This window comes from Pedobacter frigiditerrae (assembly GCF_004331645.1).
Classification (GTDB): Bacteria; Bacteroidota; Bacteroidia; order Sphingobacteriales; family Sphingobacteriaceae; genus Pedobacter; species Pedobacter frigiditerrae.
In genome coordinates, this window is the sequence record NZ_SJSK01000006.1 from 390,381 (window position 1) to 410,715 (window position 20,335).

Here is a 20,335-nt window from a genome sequence, read left to right on the forward strand (position 1 = left end):
CCCCGAATTTACTTCGGGGAGCTGGGTATGACGCTCACGTACGAGCACAGCATATTTTAATGCTGATGAAATTTATAAGTGGCAGGCATATTGCTATACTTAAAACATGAAAATATTTAAACTTATTTTACCCGCTCTAGGATTGTTGCTATTTGTAGCATGTAGCCCTACAACACAGAATAGCGAAAAGATTGCTGCTACGGCTAACGCCGACAGCACAACAGATACTACATTGGTTGCAACCATGTCTATCCCTGCAGTTTCGGCAGCTAACGCCCCAATAGAAATGACTTTTACGGTATACAATCGCACCGATTCAGTTAAAACATTTTGTAAATGGCATACACCTTTTGAACCTTTAATGAGTAAATATTTAGATATTACTTCAACAGAAGGAGAAGAAGCCGCTTACAAGGGGCCAATGGCAAAAAGAATAATGCCACCACCTGCAGATAGTTATGTTAGCATTAAGCCAAAAGATAGTTTGTCAGTTAAAGTAGATTTAAGTAAAGCTTATGATATTAAACCAGGTAGCTATGTTGTTCGTTACAATTCGCAAAGCATAAGCGGCTTGAGTGTAACAGATAGTGTTAGGATTTCGGTTAAGTAGATTTGATAAAAACCTTGTGATCGCATTAGGATGCCCAGTCGAGCTGAGCATGACGCTCGCATAGTAGAGCGCACGACGACCCTCTTTTTGTACGTCATTCCCACGCAGGTGGGAATCTTAAAGCGTTAGGAAGGAGCGCGTGTTATTGAATAGTGTTAATCGCATTAGGATGCCCAGTCAGCCTGCCCCGATCCGATAGCTATCGGATTTACTTCGGGGAGCTGAGTATGACGCTCGCATAGTAGAGCGCACGACGACCCTCTTTTTGTACGTCATTCCCACGCAGGTGGGAATCTTAAAGTGTTAGGAAGGAGCGCGATGTTATTGAATAGTGTTAATCGCATTAGGATACCCAGTAAGCCTGCCCCGACCTTACTTCGGGGAGCTGGGTATGACGAACAACATAAAAAGGTCGAGATTACAAATCTCGACCTTTTTATTTACTCGCTAATCATCGGTAAATACTTCGCCCTGTTATCATAAATTATCCATAATAAAATGGCAACAAACGGTAAAGTAATTGGTAAACCACTAGTATCGGTAACCGTATTAGTTAATACTATACCAACCATTACAGGGAAAACAATGATTGCACCTAAAGCTCTTGTTTTAGGAAATATAATTAATATGCCACCAATTACCTCCGCAATACCAACTAAAGGCATTAACCAACCAATCTCCATAAAAGCACCCATTGCCTTCATTAATTGCTCAGGCATTTTTTCTGGAGCTGGCATATAATTAAAAAACTTATTTAAGCCCGCATTGATAAAGAACAGTCCGAATAATAGACTTAAAACGAATGTGATTTTCTGTTTCATATTTTTTGATTGTAATTGTGGAGTGAGGTTTGATATAAATTTAATCAAAAATAAGTTATAATCAATGCTCATGTGCGGTGCAGATACGACAAGTTAAATGGGCATTTGAGCTGTAATTTGTTTTGCGCTTACAACACTCTTTATTTTTTGGACAGCGTTTCTAACAGTGTATCCAAGTAGTTCAATGTCATTGTAAATCCACCTTGGAAACCCATTTCGATCATTTGCTCCATGCGTTCAAGCGAATCATTTTTAATGATAATGTTCACTTTAGTGATGCCGTTCTCTTCGCTGAAATTAAAATCCCAATCAGAACCAGGCAATTGAGGGTTTTCATCCGCATCTGCAAAAGCATTCAGCATTTTAAAATTAGTTTTTGGGCTTATGGAAGTATATTTCTGAATTGCCCAATGTTCATTACCTTCTGGACTTACCATGGCATAAAACCTTCTGCCACCAACTTCAAAATTCATGACCTTTGTTTTAGAAGCAAATGGTTTTGGAGCCCACCACTGGTCAAGAATTTCTTGTTTGGTAAAAGCATCCCACACTAAAGGGAGCGCTGCATTAAATTCTCTATTTACAAATACCGTTTTTGAAGGTTTGTCTACAATAAAATCGAATAATAAATTGGTCTTCATCTTTTTATTTTTAATTGATACTCATTTTATTATAATTCAGCTACGCTTGGTTAAAATCTATCATCCATTCTATGCCAAATTTGTCTCTAAACATAGAGAAATGCGAACCCTCAGGGCTATCATTAGGTACTTCAACATTTCCACCTGCCGAAAGTCCTTTATATAATTTGTCAGCTTCTTCCATGCTTTCGGCACTAACAGCTATTTTAGACCTGTTTTCGTTTTCATTTACTCGTCCCATGATTTCCGGAACGTCGTTGCCCATTAAAGAATTGTTGCCAATTGATAAAGCAATGTGCATGATCTTATTCTCGTCTTTTTCTGCTATTGGAAATTGATCGCTCGCGATGTCTTTAAAGCGCATGATCTTTGTGAACTCTCCACCAAATACAGATTTGTAAAAATTGAATGCTTCTTCGGCATTGCCATTGAAGTTAACGTGTGGGTTAATAAGTGCCATAATAATAGGTTTTTAGGTTTAAATTAATTTTACTTTCGCTAGTTTATTTTTTAAGGTTTAACAACAATTCATCAAGGTTTGCAAGGGCTGCAGACATACCTTCCTTAAAGCCGTGTGTTACCATGTATTCCAAAACTTTGAGGCTTCCGTACTGGGCAGTAACGGTTACGAATGTATTTCCTTCAGTCTCATCGAAAACATTTGTGCATAGTGTTCTCGGAAAATCTGGATTAATGGCTCCACTTTCATCACTAAAGCCTCTCAATTCGGTAATGCTTTTTAGTGGTTCGATGCTTTGGTAATCATACCTGCTCCAATGTTTTTCGTCCTGTGGACTAATCATTGCATAATGCCAAAAACCACCTTCCTTAAAATCCATTGTTTTGGTTTCTGCTCTCCAAGGTTTTGGTGCTATCCATTGTTCAAGAAATTCGGCACTTGTCCACGCTTCCCAAACCAACTCAAGCTCGGCAGCAAACTCACGTTTAACCACAATGGTTTTCTCTTCTTTGTTTACAATAAAATCGAACAATAAATTACTTTTCATTCTTTTTGGTTTGAAGGTTCAACAATAATTCGTCAAGCTGATTGAAGCGAGTTTCCCAAATCTTTCTGAACTGTTCTAGCCATTTATCTATGTCTTTCATCCTTTCTATTTCCAGTTGGTAATAAATTTCTCTCCCTTTTTGCTCCTGTTTAATCAGCTCACATTCTGCCAATATTTTTATGTGCTTAGATACTGCTTGTCTGGTAGTATCAAAATGCTCGGCCAAGGCATTGGGTGTCATTGCTTGCAGGGCGATTAATGCAATGATTGCCCTTCTGGTAGGATCGGCTATAGCCTGAAAAACATCTCTTCTCATTTTGGTTATTCAATAAGTGAAACTAATTGGTTGCAAATATATACGCAACTATTCGGTTTCGCAAATAATTTTAAACAAATATGTTGTTTAGAGAGGTTGTATTTTTCTAAAACCTGCTTTAAGAAGCTTATATGGAAGGTTATTATAGATTTTTATTATTGCCAAACGTGGGCTAAATAAACAATGAGGTAACAGAAAAGACAAATAAAGCTCTCGAAATTGAAGGGTTTGAATACGTTTTGCCTTGAGTTTTTACTTGGAATGAGATAATTTGCGATTGCCCAAAATAGAACAGAAACACCGATGTCTAAAAAATCAAACCGTCCATTTGTTAAATGAAACAATTGAAAAATCTCTAAGCCAATTGAAAATAGGAGCGGTGCAAGAACAAGATTTATTTCTCTTTTGCCAATGTTAATGAACTTAAATTTTGAGGCCAGGGTAATGCAGAATACCCATAAACCTTCTGGTAAAGAAAAAATAATAAACTCATGTAAAGGTAAACTATGGGTGATGCTTTTTCTTAACGCAATAAACTGGTCTAATGAAATGATTGAAATAAATATTTTGGTAACTACTGTTTTTTCTGTCCGATAAAACAAATAAATAAACAAGCTGAAAAGCAAGGATAGAATAATGATGTAATGATTTCTTTTCAAGCCTTCTTGTAAATTAAAAGTTTAAAATAGGAGAACTGACCAAAGCTGATTTCCCTTAAAAGCCTAAACTTTTTGATGGTAGTTAGGCTATTGATATGAAATTCAGATTTAAAATGAAATGCTTTTGAAAACAGCTGAAAAGCCTTATCGATATGCCGTAACCAGTTGTTAGGGGTAAAATGATTGAGGATAAATATTTGCCCATTGGGCTTTAATACCCGGTAGGTTTCTGCCAGTACTTTTTCGGGAGCATCTACCACTGCAATAACGTGAGAGAGAATGATGTAATCAAAAGTTTGATCTGGAAATAACAATGCTTCTCCATTCATTTGCAACAGCTGAATGTGTGCTGTTTGCTGCTTTTTGGCAATGTTTAACATGCTAAAAGAAGTATCTACGCCAGTAACTTGATGCTTTTTATAAAGCTTTAAATGGCTGCCATTGCCAACGCCAATTTCTAATAATTGTCCGTCAGGAAGTTTATTTATTTCTTGAAACAGTTTATGTTTTTGTGGTTTCAAGAACAAATCTACCACAGGATAAAAAAAAGAAAAATGATTATAGAAATTGTCGGTTTGTTTGCTCATTTTCTATTGTACGCTAACATTTATGTTTAACCCAGGTTCATTAATTAAATTATCTGCTTGCTAAATTAATAAATTTACTTTTACTTTGAATAACAAAGTGCTTTTAATTGAAGTAATTTTTATAAATATGAGTCTAGCTACCACACTCGATCGGGTTCACGCCCAAGTAAAGACAAACAAATGGTTTCGTTATTTTGCCATCTTTAACCGTGTAGGCTTGGCGGCAGGTTTTTTACCAGCAGGTTTTGTTAAAATCATGGGCGAACGTTTTACGGATTTGTCAAACAATCACCCAATGGGACATTATTTAGAGGCCTTATCTAGAACAGGCTTTTACTATCCGTTTATTGGTGTTTTGCAAGTGTTGGCTGCGCTACTGCTGCTTATTCCTAGAACTGCCACGTTGGGAGCAATGATCTATTTCCCCATCATCTTAAATATTTGCATTCTTTCTATAGCCGTACGTTTTGAAGGCTCGTGGGTATCATCGCCATTAATGGTGTTGGCTAACTTATACCTGCTTTGCTGGGATTATGATAAGTTGAAGTACATTTTTCCTTGGCATAAAATGCCAGTTCCCTTAAACTAATCATCATGCTATGAAAGTAATAAAATCAGTTTTAATGCTAGCAATGCTATCTTTAATGGCTTGCGAAATGATGCCTCGCAACACTTTAAAGGATTGCGAACTGCAGTGCAAGGATAATCCTAAAGCCAAGGCTTGTTTAATTTTCTGCGATTGCATTCATCAAAAAGGACACACGCTAGATAGTTGTTTGGCTGAATATGATAAAGCACCTGCAGATACTGTAAAGAAGAAAGTTAAATAGTTTCCCATTTCCCCAGTTCTTTGGCAATAGCTATAACCGCCTGACCTTGCGGAGTCATTAAACCTTCGGCTATCATTCTTTCTGCTCTTTCGATATTCGGTTTGCTCCACTTGCTTTTTTTGGCATTTCTAGGCGAAAATGTGAGGTAGTAACTTTGATCGTCTCGTTTTTTACACAAGCTGTCAATCCACCCAAAGCATAAGGCTTCTTCTGTTCCTTCAATAAGATTAATACTCTCTACCTTACTTTTTTTGTGGTATAGGATTAACCAAACAGATTTCTCCGTCTGGCTATTTTCTTGTAACCATTTTCGCCATTCTGCTCTGTTTTTTGCATAAACAGCCTGTTTACCATCTTTTGTTTCCATAAGGCTAGGCATTTTTTTGTTTAAGGATGTCGAGGTAATGAACGTTGGTCATGATACCTAAAATATTTCCAAAAGGATCAACTACAGATGCGGTTACAAATGAGCCTTTTCCTTGGCTATGATCGGTAATAGGTAAATATTCAGTTGCACCCATCGAAATTAATTGAGCTAGCGTAGCTTTTAAATCATCTACATGCCAGTGCGCTATTGCTCCTGCTGCATTTCCAGTATATCCCGCTGGTGCATAACTGGCATCAATTATACCTAATTCCTGTTGGTAATCGCCAATGCGAAATTCTGTATAACCTGGTACATTAAAGTAGGGTTCGATACCTAAAAACTCACTATACCATTTTTTTGCAGCCTGATGATCTGTGGCATAAAAATTAACAGTTGCCAATCCTTTTAAAACGTGTTTCTTTTCCATTTTGTTTATCTTTTAACTTGCTTAAACAAAGATATAATGGGGTTATGACAGCCCTATGTCAGGGGTTGTTTTTATTTTTCGGCCATTGCAAAATATTCTTTTAAAGTCATTTGATGAGGCTCAAATCTTTCATCTAAAACTTGAAGATTGTTAATTCTATCGAGTCTGAAAAGCCTAAAAGCCTTACGTAAATGACACCAAGCTACCAGCAACCAATTATCTTGTGTGCTCAATAAGGCAAAAGGCTCAATAGTTCTTGTAATTGTTTCCGTAGAATCAAGTTTTTGATAGGCAATTGTGGCAAGGTTAAAATTGGTGAGTGCCAATTGCAAGTTTGATAAGTAATTACTTGTTGTATCAAATGAGTTATTCTGGCTAATGGCAATACGGTCTGAGAGTAGGTTGGCATTTTCTTTTGTGCTTGGTCTTAACACAGATTTTATTTTAATGATGGCGTCCGTATAATCTTTTACAAATGAAGCATCTTTGTTTTTTAAAACAAATTGTTCTGCTGTAATTAATGCATTTGCCTCAGTTTCAGTAAAAGTAACAGGAGGAATTCGATAGCCCTCCATTAAGGTATAACCTTTTCCTTCTTCTGTTAGAATTGGCACACCCGATTGTTCTAATGCCCTAATATCCCTATAAATGGTCCTTACGCTTACATTAAATTTTTCAGCAAGCGAAGTTGCAGTAACCAATCGTTTAGCTTGCAATTGAATTAAAATTGAAGTGAGTCGCGAAAGTCTTCTAGTATCGTTATCAATCATTAAAAATCTGTTTATGCTAATTCAAATTGTTTGTTTGTAATTATATCGTTCATTTTTAATCTTAACTAATTTTTTTAATCACTTTTTCTACTCGTTTTCTTTTGGTGTCTTTTTCAATGTCATCAAGTCTAGAAGTGAGTGTTTTAATAAAAAGCGTCTTGTTTTTAGCATTGATAATCGGCATTGCCCTTTCTGCATACATTGGCAATTGGTTAGTTGCACTGCTTAGCAATTGTGCTGCCAACAAGGGAAAGGCATTGTTGGCATATTCTTTCAAAGAACACAGATCGATTAAAATGTTTACCGCATGATCTTTTGTAATTACAGATCCTTTATCAGCTGTTTCGACGATTTTAGTCAATGAAGCATAAATTATTTTGGGATTTTGGAGCGTGATGGTATTGATTGCCGTCATTGCACCCCATTGTATTCGGTTATTTTTATGCTCAAGTAATTCAATAAATGTTGCAGCATGGGCTGATATTAAAGAAGGCATAATGGCGCCAATTTCATAAATAACTTTAATGCAGTCATTTTGAATGTCCTTATTCTTATTCTTTAGGTTTTCAACAAGTTCTTGAACTGCATTTTGATCCTTGTGGTTGGCTATTTCTTTTGCTAATTCTTGGTTAGGTACCTCATCCCTGCGGCTGAGGGAAGATGCAAGTTTTGGAATGATGCTCATTTGGGTAATGATTTATATGAAAGCAAAAAGAATGTTTTAATTTATCCTTAACCATTAATAATGGGACTGTACAACCAGTCAATTCCCTATGCCGGAATTGTAAAATAAAAAGTAGCCCCCTCATTCACTTTTGCATCAGCCCATACCTTGCCCTCATGTCTCGTAATGATTCTTTGAACAATAGCTAAACCAATGCCAGCTCCTTCAAATTCACTATCACTATGTAAGCGTTGGAATATTCCAAATAATTTTTGGTGTGATTGCATGTCAAACCCAACTCCATTGTCTTTGATATAATATGTTGTTTCCTCAACATTTTGCTTTGATCCAATTTCTATTGTCTGGGGCGATTTCTTTTTGGAATACTTATAGGCGTTAGAGATTAGGTTTGTCCACACTTGATTTAACATCGAACTATTTCCGTTTGAGGGAGGTAAATCACCAATTTTAAAAATTGTTTTTTCAACAAAATGTTGTTTGCAGAAGTCTTCTACTATGTTGTTTACAATTTGTTGTGTGTTAATCTCTTTTCTTTCAATTTCACTTTTACTGATGTGAGAAAAAACCAACATGTCTTTGATCAGATTTTCCATCTTTTGAGAAGTACTATTCATCACCCCTAAAATATAGCTGATTTCTTCAGTTAAGTTTCCTGACAGTTCATCTGCCAATATTTTGATAAAGCTGTTTAATATGCCTAGGGGTGCTCGTAAGTCATGCGATACTGAGTAGGAGAAGGCATCTAGTTCTTTGTTAGCGAATTCTAATTGGCAAACCCTTTCAGCTAATTCTTTATTCAGCAATTTGATTTGCTCTTCAGATTGCTTGCGTTCTGTAATGTTATTAAATAGAATAGCTACTTGAAGGTTTTTTGGGTCTCCAAAACGAAAAGCATAAACATCATACCAGCAATTCAGTTGTTCGGCATAGTTTTCAAACCTCACCGATTCGCCCGTTAATGCTATCTTTCCATAGGTCTCGAACCAATGCTCTTCATGATTGGGTGCAAATTCTCGCATTCGCTTGCCAACTGCATTATTAAGTTTGGTTTGCTTTTCAAAAGAAGAATTAATGACTAAAAAGCGATAGTCAATTGGTTTCTCCTGCTCATCAAAAATCATTTCAATGATGCAAAATCCCTCATCTATTGAATTGAACAGTAATTCCCAATGCTCTTCTTTAAATTGAATCATGTTAAAAAATTGGTGATTGCCCTGGTTCAATATTCTTATCAAACTAAATCACTATTGAGAATTTGGGGACAATTAAACTTTTACTAAGATAAAATTTCCGCTGATTAAATAAGAATTAAATAAATAGGGAGCAATGGGGTAAAACCTTAATTGTGCATTGGTTTTAATCTAGTGTTCGTCTCCTTTGTAAATCCACATTGATTGGGTATTGCCGGCTTTTACAAAACCTGCTTTGTTGTAAAATTCTATAGATTTTCCATCTGCTGTAAGCATTTGCATGTGAAAGTTTCCATATTTTTCTTGCATTTTTTCTACTATCATTTGTCCAATGCCCTTACCTTGATAGTTTGGGTGGACAAGTAAATGAGGGTAGTAAACAACTAAATATCCATCAGAAATTGCATTGCCTATACCAATTAACTTATCATTATCCCAAGCAGAAAATAAGGAATGAGAACTTGTTAACGCATTGTACAGCTCATTTGGCATGTTGGCAGCACTCCACTTGTTTGCCTTATATAAATCAATAATGTCATCAAGTAAAATGTCTCGTCTTTCTGAAATGGTAATGTTCATGGTGATTGATTAAAGCATTTTAGGTTTCTTACAGCGTATAATTTATTGTTACCCCAAGTCTGGGGACGCTTTTTATAGTTTTAACTGGCTTTTTAATGCTAACACTTTGTTGGGTGTATTCAAGCTTTTTTCTAAGTATTCAATCGTTAGGTTATTGGTTTTGCTTTTAAATAAGTAAGCTTTGAATTGAAATTTATTAGCTTCAACGCTGAAATTGTCCTTATGTTCTTTCATCAACGACTTGCTTAACTTGTCGATTTTTAGGTGGATATCCCTGTAAGAGTTTACTAGCTCTTCTTTCCAAATTCTAATTTCTGATAAGTAATTAACTAGTTCAGCTTCCTGGATAAAAGCGAGTTTATGAAGTTGTTTGTCTATATCTGCAAATTGCATATTAGCCCAGTCTTTAGCTTTTAGAACTGGAATTTGCCATATTCTTTGTTCTTCTTTCCAATAATCTTTTTTAGCTTTTACTTGAAATATTTTAAAAGTTGGAAGCTCGATCGCTGTTAAATAGTCGCCATGACAACAACCAGTATCAATGCCATAAGTGTTGTTTACAATCTTTGGTTTGTCGCCTACAACATGGTGCCCATAAATTATGGGTTTGTTGCCTTGATAGTATTCAGCCCAAAATGTTTCAGGCGCATACTTTTTCTCTAAATATCTGTCGCCAGAGGTTGAGCCACACAACACTTCCTGCTTTTGTTCTTTTAATGCTTTATCGTGCTCAAAGAAAGCGTGAACTATAATGGCGTCTTCTGTTTCGTAGTAATAGTCTAGCGTTCGTATCCATTTTAGAAAATCTTCATAATCGGCACCAAATTGAAGTTTCACAATTTCTTGTGAATAGCTCAGAATTCTATTCTGGTGTTTTCTTTCGTGATTACCAACCAACACTTTTGAATTGGGTCTATTTAAAAAATACTCATACACTTCCTTAGATTTATTTCCCCTGTCAACTATATCACCAACGGAAATAAGTTGGTCGTTTTCAGTTAATCCAATTTTTTCAGTGAGCTCCATGAGTTCATCAAAACAACCATGTATGTCGCCAATAACAAATGTTCTCATGTTGTAAAATGTGGTTTAATATGCGCCTAAGGTTTTGCGGTTTTACGAAGGCAAGGTAATCGAAGCAATCAGCTCGCCTAATGTACAAAAGTTTAATAGAAGAAGCTTACAATCAATTTTGTGCTCCCAATTGGAGAAATTCGGTAAACAGAATCCACAGGCCATCTCAGTTTTAATTGGCAAAGCTATATGTTTATTAGCTTTTGTACTTACCTATTTGCTTCTGAAATCCAATGGAATTGTCGCTCTGCCAATTGAAAATTCTTGTTGGCCATTTGAAGTTCAAAACGCAAAGAGTCTGACCCCACTTTACCCCATAAAACTAAGTTTTGCTTATCAACTATGTTATAATTCAATTTAAATAAGTCGTTTTGGTCTGCCAAATATTTTTTAAATGCAATGGTCTTTGAAACAGAGTCAAGGCTATAGATAAAATATCCTCTACCATACCTTTGTCTAAATATCGTGTCAGTTGTTTTTATACTTCCTGAGCCTCCCTTGTCAAATATGAAATCCTTCCAAATCATTTCATCACCATTGGTAACCTTTTGATTGTTTTTTGTGAACGCCTTAATGTTATAAACTCCCATTTTTATTGCCTTTTGATCATTTTCATCTTGTGCTTTAAATCTTTTCCAAGAGTTATTAAAAGGCAGTAAAACGAAAACGATTACAAAGGCAATTTTAAATACGATCCTGCCAATCTTTTGCCACTTTTTCTTAAAATGAATGTCGTAAAAGACTGCGGGTGTAATATGCTTGTTAAGCAAGAAAAACGATGATAATCTTTCCCAATCCATTATAATCAGGAAGCTAGCATTCATCAAGAGTTGCAGCGAATATAGCTTCACTGGGACATCATAACTCAGGTTAATCATAAATACGTTTGCAAAAACAACAACGCCAATTAGCGCTCCAAGCGTTACAGTTTTTCTATTTAAGAGCAATGCGCCAACAAGAATTTCCATTACCCCTGAAAACACTTGATATGTAGTGGAGTAACCGATGAACATCCATGATAAGCGCATGGGTAAAAAATCTCCAAGTGGTGTTGCCAACTGACTTAAATTTGGGAAAGGCATTTGAAGCGCAAAAATTTTAATGATCCCATAGCTGAAGGAAACCAGTGCTAAATGGTAACGTACGAGATTATATAGCAAGAAGTCAAGTGTTAAATAATCATTCTTTCTTTTACGGTCGATAATACTCCATACGATGCACAATAATACTGATAGGAGGATAAATGTATAAAATTGTGCCCAGGCGTATGATGTGTCTCCGCTGCCACCGCCATTTTCATTCAATGTATCTTTAACGTGTAATAAATGCTTATTAAAGAGCTCTACTATCCATACTTCGGCTTTGTGATAAAAATCAAGCAGGAATGATACGCCGGGTATATCATTTAAAAAATACCAAGGACTAATAATTAAAAGAAATAGAATGAAGAAAAATCGGAAGATTACTTTTTTCATGAGAGCGTAGGTTTAAAATTCTAGAGTGAATTTAGCACAAATGTTTGATAGAATTTAACTCCTGAATTAACATCTCCATTACAAATTTGCTATTGATTGCAAAATCCCTATCCAATTTAATTTGAACAGGGATTTTTATTTCCTAATGAGGCATACTGAAACTTGTTATTAATTAACCGTTTTATTCATTTTCTTTTGCTTTATGAACTGGAAAATAGAGCCAGCAACAAACAGAACCAAGAGTGCCAATAATGTTTGGGCTATGATGGGATCACTTGGGCCTTTTGCAAAAGGTTGTGCTAGTGGAACTCGCGTAAAGGTTTCATTAATTGTTGGCACCCAAGACAGGAAAAAACTAAAGGACAAAAGAAAATTTTCTACATATCGACTTCTGTTATTTCCCCCTTTTTTGGTGTGAAGTAAATAGGCTACAACTACTAAAATCAAAATAAATATTGAAAAAATATGACCTGGGTTAAAACCGCCATGCTTTGAGATGCCCAAGGCAGTTAACGAGGTAATGACAGTGCTGTATAAATATATTTTGCCTGATAATTCGGCCAAATTGATCTTGCCATATTTGATGTACGATACCACTGCTGCAACAATGGCTGCAATACCAATGATGGTATGAAAAATCCCTAGCGTTGATAATCCCATGATTTAGTTCCTTTACAATTAAGATACAAGATGAGCTTCTGAACTGATTGGTATGCTCAGTACTTTAGAGATTAAACAATTTTGCTCGGCTCCTTTGGTAATGGCTTCAAACTCTGCTGCACTAAGACCAGCTACTTGCCCTGTAATATGAAGATGTACTGAGGTGATAGACAAACCTTCCATTTGTACGGTTGCTTCTGTATCTAACGCTGATGGATTTAATCCTTTTTCTGTTAAAGCAGCACTAACAGCCATTGTAAAACATCCTGCATGTGCAGCTGCCAATAGTTCCTCTGGATTTGTACCAGTTTCTTCTCCCACAAAACGAGTTTTAAAACTGTAGTTTGTGTTGTTTAAAATTCCACTTTGTGTAGTTATTTCGCCTTTACCTTCTTTTAGGTTACCTGCCCAATGTGCTTTTGCTGTACGTTTCATGTTTTCTATTTTTTAATATGTGATGTCGTTATTGACAATGCAAATATTGGATAGAAAATGGAAAGGCTTTTTGCGAATCAGTTCAATTATTTGGCAATTTGGTTCAACCTGTAATTACTTGGAGTAATACTGTATTTATCGTGGAAACTCTTGGTGAAATTTGCCAAATCATTAAAGCCACATTCAAAGGCAATGTCCGTAATACGCTTGTCGGAAATCGTTAATAATTCAGTCGCTTTTTCCAAACGTTTAGTTTTGATGTAGTTGGCTGGGGTATCGTTATAGTGTTTTGCAAACTCTCGTTTAAAGGAAGATAAGCTGAGGTTGCAATAATCTGCTAATTCGTCTAGTGTAATGGCCGAAAAAAGATTGGCCGCTATAATTTGTTTAAAAGAATAGATGGTTGGCGAAAACAATTGAGACAATATCATCTGAATGGCTTCGGCATTTTTAGTTTGCGAAAGTAAAATGATGATTTCCTTTAATTTTAATATGAGGATATCTTCATTAACCAGCGATGGATTTTCGAAATAGAACAGAAGGCCTTCTATGTATTTGTGGATTAAAAAGTCGTTGTTTATTCTTTCACTGGTTTTATTTGAAATCGCATTTTTTGGTTTCTGCAATAATGTTGGCATTTCTCTATCATAAATTTTCTTTAAGATATCTGGGTGGAAATGAACAATTACCAATTTGTTTTTAGTTGCTGTATTAATACTGCTCATTTTATTGCCTACGGTTCTGCAATTAAGCAGTACAGATTCGTTGCTTGCAATACTTACTTCTTTCTCATCAATTTTATACTGCATTTCATTTTCTAGCATATAATGAAAACAAGCATTTTCTGCTGCAGGCATTTCATAATTAAAGGGTGGCTTTAACACTAAAACTTCTAGTAGTGTCTTGCCAAATAAGTCATATCTTTCGTGGTCGCCGATCATTAATTGTGGGGGATGATCAAATATAATTTATTTAATGGCTATGTCGGTTGAAGTTGTATGTTAAAATGCAGCTAAACGTTTTGCAGGTTTAAGTTGAGCCTAAAATTTACTTATACTAACTACCCACAGCACTAAGCTAAATAAATGGCTTCAAATTCTTTTGTTCGCACTTCGCCCGAGGCCTAACTTAAACCTGTTGTTATGAGTAGTTTTTATATTTTGTTCTTTCTTTTTAATATTTCTTCAATAAGAGGTTTTGTGTATTTTTCAGCTGGGTCAATTTTTCTGTCATCATCACTTCTAAAATATTCTCCGGCGTCGAAGGCTTCATAACATTCCCAGGCTATTTCTGAAAAACCATAGTTAAGATAATAATCTTTTGTCAACCAGAATGAATAAAGGTTATTAATAATATAATCTCCTTCTACGTAATTTATTTCTCCTTTCCAGTATTTTAGGGCAGTAGTAAGAGATAGATTTTCAATTAATTCAGTGGGAAACTCATTTGGGTTATTCAGTATGTTATTGACTTCATTTCCTCCAATGATTTTTTTTGCTAGTTCAACTAGTATTTCTTCGGTATCTAGCTTTTCTTGGCTCATTTAATTTCGAATTTTAGTTTGAAGTCGGAAATTACGTTTAACGTTTTGCAGGTTTAAGTTGAGCCTAAAACTTTCTTGTACAAAGTATCCATTGCAGTAAAGTTAATAAATAGCTTCAAATTATTGTGATCTTGCTTCGCCCAAGGCTTAACTTAAACCTCTTGTTAGGCGTTGTTATTACAGGTTTTATTTAAATTATATATTAATAGAGTTAACGATATTAATTCCAATGTCCAAAAGATAATACTTCTAGATACTTCAAAATTAATTAGCCGAAATAGTCCAATTATAATTCCTAAAAATAGGGGGATATGTGTTCGCACTACTAAATTAAAAAGCTTCTCTTTGGTGTATTTGGTCAAAAGATTAGGAAAAAGAAACAAAAGAATAGAAGTAAGACACATTATTAGAACATTGAAAATTATTCCAATAAAGCCTGTTCCAATTGTTAATTGGAAAATAAGTTCTAGGGTTTTGTTACCAGAAGTATAGATGAAAAATGTTAAACCGAGAGAAATAAGAAATCCCAAGTAAATCCCTGCTTTAAACGAGGTTTCTGAGGTTTTTAATTTCTTGATTTTTACTTTCATATTTTCGATTATTTATGATCGCTTAATAAACTTTGGTTATAGTAGTATGTGTCCAAATTACGCCTAACGTCTCTCGGCTTGGCGATTTATTGGAATTCAAGGCAATCAGCCCGAACCTAGCACTAAAGATATATAGAATTACAAAACCTGAGCCCTTATTTAGCCCCTGTTGTACGTTCGTTTTTTTCTTCTGGTTAATATACTGTTCCATTAAAAGTATGTGTACAGCAGTTGCAGTAGTGTTTTAAGTCTGTTGATTTTAATGTGGGGTTTGTCAACTGTAAAATCCCTTCATCGTCAATATACATTCCGGAAAAATAAGTCGATTCGCCAATTCTAACAAAGTCCTCTTTTTCATTTTGATTTAATGCGACTACCCAAAAAATAGGTTCTGTTTTATCTAATCTTGATTTTGCTTCGCTAAATATTTCATTCCATTCTGAACCGATTTTTGACAGTAAAAATCTAAAAAGTGGCGTATAATCTAAACCTCTATCTTTCTTGCCATACATTGTTCCTTTTGTCTGCTCTAATGTTTCCTGTTTTTTATTTCTTGAATATTTAAAATCCCCTCCGAAATTGTGGTGTACATTTCTTGCGTTCGTATTAACTTTTCTGAAAAGTGGTTCTTTTTGATTATTCCTGTTCATAACTTAGTCAATTATCACACTGCCAATAATAATATAGTCAAATTCGTCTGTTTCTTTTGTTACCAATGCACCTCCAACTGTTACAGCGTAATTCTGGGTTAACGGTTTGAAAGTTGTCTTTTCATATCTTGGTGTAAGTTCGATTAAATTACTTGTAAGTTTCTTGCCTGTTATTGGTTTGGTGAATTCTACTAATAATTTTTGTCCTCCTCTGTCAGAAAGAATTGTTCCAAATAAGTTCCCTTCCCAATCCCACGGTTCGCTTACTATAATTCTAACTGTCTGTCCCTGTAAACTCATTTGGTATAGGATTTCGTTTTAAAATGACGCACAACGTTTTGCGGCTTGGCGAATGGTGGCGGTTAAGATAAAATTACTAAAAGATTGGCAAGGTTGTAGAAGAATTTTCCGCCACTTTTGCCAAGGCGCTGTTAGTAGTAGGGTTTTCTGTCAAAAGTGAATTACGCAATTTGGTAAAAGATTTTGGATGCGTTTCTTTTCTCGTTCAGATATGTTATTGTTTTCAATATGCAGTTCTTGTAAACTTGTTAAATTTCTGATTTCGTCCGGAAGTGTTGTCAACTGATTTCGCCCAAGTTCTAGATAAAGCAGGTTTGTCAATTGTCCGATTTCTTTTGGAAGAGATTTGATCCGATTGAAATTCAATATTAATATTCTCAAGTTTTCAAGTCGGCCGATTTCGGGACCTACAAAAGCTAGCTCGTTTGAACTCATAGAAATTTCGTTAAGAGTTTTCAAACTACTTAATTCTTTAGGGAATTTTTTAAACTTGTTTCCAAGCAGATTAAATGAAACTATATTTTTTAGCTTAAAAATTTCGCCGGGTAATTTATTTATATCTTGGCCAGCAACATCAATACTTAAGACCTTTTTATTTTCCAGTATTGCAAGTCGAATGTCTTTGTATTCATAAAGGCTTCTGTTTTTATGAATGTAATCCCAATATGATTTTCCTATTGTTTTATCAAGTTTGAATTTAAAGTTTTTATCTTTTTTAGGAGAACTCCAAATACCAGTAATGTTTGACTTTCCAGATGTTAAGTTGCCTTTAAAAAATCCTGTTACAGTTTCATTATTATCTCTTTCTACAAGTTCAAATGAATTATCCTTATTTAGGTGTCCAACTAATTTTAACGAACCATTTTTAGGAATATAATGATATGAACCGACAATTGTTGAATCAAGAAGAACCAGAAAATTGAGATTAATTGTAAGCTTTTTATTCTGTTTCGTTAGAATATAGCCCTCGTATACGTATGTTTCACAGCATTTTTTGACTTGGCCAAATGAGGTCAGAGCGGAAAACAGGCCGATTAATGTTATTAAGTATGTTCTCATTGTGTGTATCGTTATAGCCTTACCACTAACAGCACTACAGCAGTAAACTAATTAAATAACTTTAAATTCTTGTGTTCGAACTTCGCCCAAGGCTTAACTTAACCATGTTGTTAGGTATAGCCTTTTAAGCCCATCTTCATATTTCTATATAAAAATGCGGAAGAAATACCATAAAACGCTAAAAGGTGTCCTGTAGAAAGCCTTACTTCATTTGCCTTATAATGGATATATTCTAATTTGGTTAATGTTTTAATAAATGTACTTTTTTCCATCAAAATGAATTGTCCATTATCAATTTCAGGGGTATACCCATTGGCAGTCATAAAAAAGTTGATAGGCGAGTAAATGAAGCTAAATATAGCAAGTACTCTTAACCAATTAGGTATATTGTCGAACATAGGAGAGAAATAGTTGTCTTCATTGTTCGCAATAGCATTCTCTGATTTTAATTCCTTTTCACTTTTTAAATAAAATATTGTGGCTATCCATACAACAAAAAGACCTGGGAATAACCAGTCCTCAATGGGGAAGGTATCTGAAAAATAAATTTCAAATATTGATAAAATATGGACTAACAAAGCAATTGCCCAACCAGTAAACGCGAGCAAGAAAAGTATTTTTTTCAAGGTCTTATGAATTTGTCAAGGTCATTAAAGTTACCTATAACGGTTTGAAAATTTGTGCAGAAATGGCATTGCTTGCAGAACCATTGTCGTACAGTGCTAAATTATGTAAATAACTGATGAATTAATGTAAACCACTGTCAGCCATTTTTGTACAAATTTGTTGTTAGCAGTAGTTTTTTACCATTCTCTCCATTCACTTGCCAATCCTTCGCCATCTCCATATTTATGTGGGTCAAGTCCACAAGCAATAGTTATTTTGTCTGTCAATTCACACAAGTCTTCTCTTTCACCTGTTTCAATTAAGCCGTCAATTTCGTCATTAAGTTTGTTGGTCTTAATAATTGCAGTCTTAAACAATTCTTTCTTTTGTGCTTCGCTTCCATTTCCGCCAAGGTCAATAAGAGATGCTATGAGGTCGTCAAAGACCTTTTTTGTTTTGTCGCAGTTCTGTTTTGTGTATTGAGTTAAGCCGTCATTATAACTTTCTCTCCATCTGTCAAATGGATAAAACTGTTTTGTCTCCAATAATTTATTTTGATAGTCAATATAAATTTGACTTGTCTTGTCAATATTTGATGTTTGGTTTTTAGGCTTATTTGTACTGCCTTTTTTACCAAATAGTTTGTCAAAAAAACCCATAGTATCTTTATTTTTAGTGCCTGATGATGAGCAACTGCATATTGTCAAACTCAATGCGGTTATTAAAAGTAGTCGTTTCATAATATTATCGCTAACGTTTTGAAAATTTGTGCAGAAATGGCATTGCTTGCAGACACATTGTCGTACAGTGCTAAATTAAGTAAATAACTGATGAATCAACTTAAACCACCGTCAGCCATTTTTGCTCAAATTTGCTGTTATATGTCGTTATTTATTTTGCAGCAAATCAATAAACCCATAATGTTTCACCACTTTCGTATTTGAGCTATTAGGTAACTCGTTGAATGCTCGATATAAAACCGCCTTTTTTTCTTTGTCAATCCCCAGAAATAATTTCCCAACTTCTATTTTAACTTTTTCATTTTCAATTTTTAGAGCAGTGGTGTCCTTAAGATTTATATTAGTCAGATATAAAACAGCAGGAAAAATACCTTCACTCATTTCTTGTGGATAAATTCTAAAAATTTTCGGTTTGGTCTCAACATTGTGAAGTGTCAATGGGAATGCATACTTAGAATTAACTTCTTTCATTACTTTGTCATATAATTCATTAATGTCTTTTTCTTTTTGATATTGAAAAAAGTCATTAGCTGGTCTTAGACATTGTTTGGATAATCCAATATAGTTTACAGCGTCAATCAAGTATGATTTGTCGTAGCTTTCCTTTGCTAGTTTGTAATAGTCGGGGGCCGTCTTTTTGTATAAACTATACTGCCCGAATTGCAAAATATTTATTTTCCACTGATTGTTGTATTTTCCATAAATTGCTGTAATCAATAGTTCATCGTCAAGTCCCTGTGGCAATAACAAGGAAACGTACATTTCATTGTTCAATGCTTGATATCTTATTACATAGTCATTTTCGCCAGAAATGCCTGAAGGCAAAGTGTTACCAATGCCTGTTGTTGAATTATGAACATAGTATTCGTCAAGTATTCTATAACTGTCAGATTTGAAAGAAGTGCTAACTTGACCAATGAACTTGTTCAATTCTGAAGTTCCTTTTTCAAGTAGCTTGTCGGACATTAAAGCCTTGACGCCAGCAACATCATTGCTTATAATTGCTTTAAATAACTTGTCATTTAAAATTTTAATTTGTTCTTTTTTGTCTTTTTCAATGTTGTCGTTTCTCCAAGTTCCAGATGTCCCAAGGTTACAGCTTTGAAGTGTCAAAACCGTCAAAATAAGTAGTAATATTTTTTGTGTCATATTGTCTTCTCGTGGTATTCGTGTGTAGTCCTAAAATTGGCTATAACGTTTCGGGGCTTGCCGAAGGCGGGGCTTTCATATCACTAACCTTTCAAGCTATTACTAATTTTTATTCGAAGCCGAAAAGTTTCTTTAACCACAACTGCCCCGTTTTTGGCAAGGTGCTGTTATGTGCTGTTTTTCTTTCGGTCATTAGTTCATATATTTTATCAAATTCTGTCGATAGTTCAAGATACTTGTCACTCCAACCGTTTGACATTGAAAGTTCTTGATATGTGCAAGTTGGCAAAAACTCAACATGTACTTTTTCAAGTGTTTGAAAGTTATAGTTTTCAATTTTTTCAATGTCTTGATTTAGTTCGTCTAAAAACTTGTCCGCATTATCAAAGCCCGCCCAAACTGTATCCGTGTCTTTTGAAATGAACGCTTTGATTTGTTTTAATATTCCTGCAACTTTCTGAAAGTCTTTGTAATACTCAATTCTGCTTGTAAATAAGTCAAAACTTTCAATGTCACAGTTGTCCTTGAGTTTTGTTATTGTTTGGTCTATGTATGTCTGAGCTGC

29 protein-coding genes are annotated in these 20,335 nt (G+C 34.9%); 3 read left to right on the forward strand and 26 right to left on the reverse strand.

Annotated features, from left to right (window positions below):
• The first annotated feature begins 106 nt into the window (after window positions 1-106).
• Window positions 107-610, forward strand: a complete 504-nt coding sequence (locus tag EZ428_RS21080) for a protease (RefSeq protein WP_131555235.1) — start codon at window positions 107-109, stop codon at window positions 608-610.
• 440 nt (window positions 611-1,050) lie between these two features.
• Here EZ428_RS21080 and EZ428_RS21085 read toward each other — a convergent pair whose 3' ends face one another.
• The 7 genes from EZ428_RS21085 to EZ428_RS21115 form a co-directional block, all read right to left on the reverse strand.
• Window positions 1,051-1,431, reverse strand: coding sequence for a DoxX family protein (locus EZ428_RS21085; RefSeq protein ID WP_131555236.1), 381 nt, complete (start codon window positions 1,429-1,431; stop codon window positions 1,051-1,053).
• 140 nt (window positions 1,432-1,571) lie between these two features.
• The gene (locus tag EZ428_RS21090) at window positions 1,572-2,072 is read right to left on the reverse strand and encodes an SRPBCC family protein (protein WP_131555238.1); all 501 of its coding nucleotides are present in this window, start codon (window positions 2,070-2,072) and stop codon (window positions 1,572-1,574) included.
• A 40-nt stretch (window positions 2,073-2,112) separates the two neighbouring features.
• Window positions 2,113-2,532 (reverse strand): VOC family protein, encoded by a 420-nt coding sequence (locus EZ428_RS21095; RefSeq protein WP_131555239.1) that lies wholly within the window; start codon window positions 2,530-2,532, stop codon window positions 2,113-2,115.
• A 43-nt stretch (window positions 2,533-2,575) separates the two neighbouring features.
• Window positions 2,576-3,079, reverse strand: a complete 504-nt coding sequence (locus EZ428_RS21100; RefSeq protein WP_131555241.1) for an SRPBCC family protein — start codon at window positions 3,077-3,079, stop codon at window positions 2,576-2,578.
• The gene (locus EZ428_RS21105; protein WP_131555243.1) at window positions 3,069-3,395 is read right to left on the reverse strand and encodes an ArsR/SmtB family transcription factor; all 327 of its coding nucleotides are present in this window, start codon (window positions 3,393-3,395) and stop codon (window positions 3,069-3,071) included. The genes EZ428_RS21100 and EZ428_RS21105 overlap by 11 nt, the downstream gene beginning before the upstream one ends.
• 155 nt (window positions 3,396-3,550) lie before the next feature.
• Window positions 3,551-4,054, reverse strand: a complete 504-nt coding sequence (locus tag EZ428_RS21110) for a hypothetical protein (RefSeq protein WP_131555245.1) — start codon at window positions 4,052-4,054, stop codon at window positions 3,551-3,553.
• Window positions 4,051-4,641 (reverse strand): class I SAM-dependent methyltransferase, encoded by a 591-nt coding sequence (locus EZ428_RS21115; protein ID WP_131555247.1) that lies wholly within the window; start codon window positions 4,639-4,641, stop codon window positions 4,051-4,053. Before EZ428_RS21115 ends, EZ428_RS21110 begins: the two co-directional genes overlap by 4 nt.
• 127 nt (window positions 4,642-4,768) lie before the next feature.
• Here EZ428_RS21115 and EZ428_RS21120 point away from each other — a divergent pair, with 127 nt between their 5' ends.
• Both EZ428_RS21120 and EZ428_RS24145 read left to right on the forward strand, forming a co-directional pair.
• Window positions 4,769-5,230, forward strand: coding sequence for a hypothetical protein (locus EZ428_RS21120; protein WP_205945775.1), 462 nt, complete (start codon window positions 4,769-4,771; stop codon window positions 5,228-5,230).
• A gap of 10 nt (window positions 5,231-5,240) precedes the next feature.
• Complete coding sequence (locus EZ428_RS24145; protein ID WP_205945776.1) at window positions 5,241-5,471, forward strand: hypothetical protein; 231 nt, start codon at window positions 5,241-5,243, stop codon at window positions 5,469-5,471.
• Here EZ428_RS24145 and EZ428_RS21125 read toward each other — a convergent pair.
• From EZ428_RS21125 to EZ428_RS24050, 19 genes are all read right to left on the reverse strand, one after another.
• Entirely contained in the window at window positions 5,464-5,838 is a 375-nt protein-coding gene (locus EZ428_RS21125) for a YdeI/OmpD-associated family protein (RefSeq protein ID WP_131555249.1), read from the reverse strand. The two genes, EZ428_RS24145 and EZ428_RS21125, sit on opposite strands and share 8 nt — an antisense overlap.
• Window positions 5,839-5,842: 4 nt before the next feature.
• Window positions 5,843-6,265, reverse strand: coding sequence for a VOC family protein (locus EZ428_RS21130; protein ID WP_131555251.1), 423 nt, complete (start codon window positions 6,263-6,265; stop codon window positions 5,843-5,845).
• Between the two features lie 71 nt (window positions 6,266-6,336).
• Window positions 6,337-7,035, reverse strand: coding sequence for a helix-turn-helix transcriptional regulator (locus EZ428_RS21135; RefSeq protein WP_131555253.1), 699 nt, complete (start codon window positions 7,033-7,035; stop codon window positions 6,337-6,339).
• A gap of 61 nt (window positions 7,036-7,096) precedes the next feature.
• Window positions 7,097-7,720, reverse strand: a complete 624-nt coding sequence (locus tag EZ428_RS21140) for a hypothetical protein (protein WP_131555255.1) — start codon at window positions 7,718-7,720, stop codon at window positions 7,097-7,099.
• A gap of 86 nt (window positions 7,721-7,806) precedes the next feature.
• Complete coding sequence (locus EZ428_RS21145; RefSeq protein ID WP_131555257.1) at window positions 7,807-8,913, reverse strand: sensor histidine kinase; 1,107 nt, start codon at window positions 8,911-8,913, stop codon at window positions 7,807-7,809.
• A 168-nt stretch (window positions 8,914-9,081) separates the two neighbouring features.
• Entirely contained in the window at window positions 9,082-9,489 is a 408-nt protein-coding gene (locus EZ428_RS21150; RefSeq protein ID WP_131555259.1) for a GNAT family N-acetyltransferase, read from the reverse strand.
• Window positions 9,490-9,561: 72 nt separating this feature from the next.
• Window positions 9,562-10,563 carry a metallophosphoesterase gene (locus tag EZ428_RS21155; RefSeq protein WP_131555261.1) on the reverse strand — a complete coding sequence of 334 codons (1,002 nt, stop codon included), beginning with the start codon at window positions 10,561-10,563 and terminating at the stop codon, window positions 9,562-9,564.
• A 209-nt stretch (window positions 10,564-10,772) separates the two neighbouring features.
• Window positions 10,773-12,038, reverse strand: coding sequence for a hypothetical protein (locus tag EZ428_RS21160; protein WP_131555263.1), 1,266 nt, complete (start codon window positions 12,036-12,038; stop codon window positions 10,773-10,775).
• Window positions 12,039-12,206: 168 nt separating this feature from the next.
• Window positions 12,207-12,698 (reverse strand): DUF2306 domain-containing protein, encoded by a 492-nt coding sequence (locus EZ428_RS21165; protein ID WP_131555265.1) that lies wholly within the window; start codon window positions 12,696-12,698, stop codon window positions 12,207-12,209.
• Window positions 12,699-12,716: 18 nt separating this feature from the next.
• Window positions 12,717-13,133 (reverse strand): OsmC family peroxiredoxin, encoded by a 417-nt coding sequence (locus tag EZ428_RS21170; protein ID WP_131555267.1) that lies wholly within the window; start codon window positions 13,131-13,133, stop codon window positions 12,717-12,719.
• Window positions 13,134-13,219: 86 nt separating this feature from the next.
• Window positions 13,220-14,074, reverse strand: coding sequence for a helix-turn-helix domain-containing protein (locus tag EZ428_RS21175; RefSeq protein ID WP_131555269.1), 855 nt, complete (start codon window positions 14,072-14,074; stop codon window positions 13,220-13,222).
• Between the two features lie 212 nt (window positions 14,075-14,286).
• Window positions 14,287-14,676 (reverse strand): hypothetical protein, encoded by a 390-nt coding sequence (locus EZ428_RS21180; RefSeq protein ID WP_131555271.1) that lies wholly within the window; start codon window positions 14,674-14,676, stop codon window positions 14,287-14,289.
• A gap of 784 nt (window positions 14,677-15,460) precedes the next feature.
• Window positions 15,461-15,916: a hypothetical protein gene (locus tag EZ428_RS21185; RefSeq protein ID WP_131555273.1), complete on the reverse strand. Its 456-nt coding sequence runs from the start codon at window positions 15,914-15,916 to the stop codon at window positions 15,461-15,463.
• 3 nt (window positions 15,917-15,919) lie between these two features.
• The gene (locus EZ428_RS21190; RefSeq protein WP_131555275.1) at window positions 15,920-16,216 is read right to left on the reverse strand and encodes a hypothetical protein; all 297 of its coding nucleotides are present in this window, start codon (window positions 16,214-16,216) and stop codon (window positions 15,920-15,922) included.
• A gap of 150 nt (window positions 16,217-16,366) precedes the next feature.
• Complete coding sequence (locus tag EZ428_RS21195; protein ID WP_131555277.1) at window positions 16,367-17,275, reverse strand: leucine-rich repeat domain-containing protein; 909 nt, start codon at window positions 17,273-17,275, stop codon at window positions 16,367-16,369.
• A 110-nt stretch (window positions 17,276-17,385) separates the two neighbouring features.
• Window positions 17,386-17,901 (reverse strand): hypothetical protein, encoded by a 516-nt coding sequence (locus EZ428_RS21200; protein ID WP_131555279.1) that lies wholly within the window; start codon window positions 17,899-17,901, stop codon window positions 17,386-17,388.
• Window positions 17,902-18,078: 177 nt separating this feature from the next.
• Window positions 18,079-18,540, reverse strand: a complete 462-nt coding sequence (locus tag EZ428_RS21205) for a hypothetical protein (protein WP_131555280.1) — start codon at window positions 18,538-18,540, stop codon at window positions 18,079-18,081.
• 228 nt (window positions 18,541-18,768) lie between these two features.
• Window positions 18,769-19,770 (reverse strand): hypothetical protein, encoded by a 1,002-nt coding sequence (locus tag EZ428_RS21210; protein WP_131555282.1) that lies wholly within the window; start codon window positions 19,768-19,770, stop codon window positions 18,769-18,771.
• Window positions 19,771-19,879: 109 nt separating this feature from the next.
• Window positions 19,880-20,335: hypothetical protein (locus EZ428_RS24050; protein WP_165501728.1), on the reverse strand; the 456-nt coding region annotated here is incomplete at its 5' end.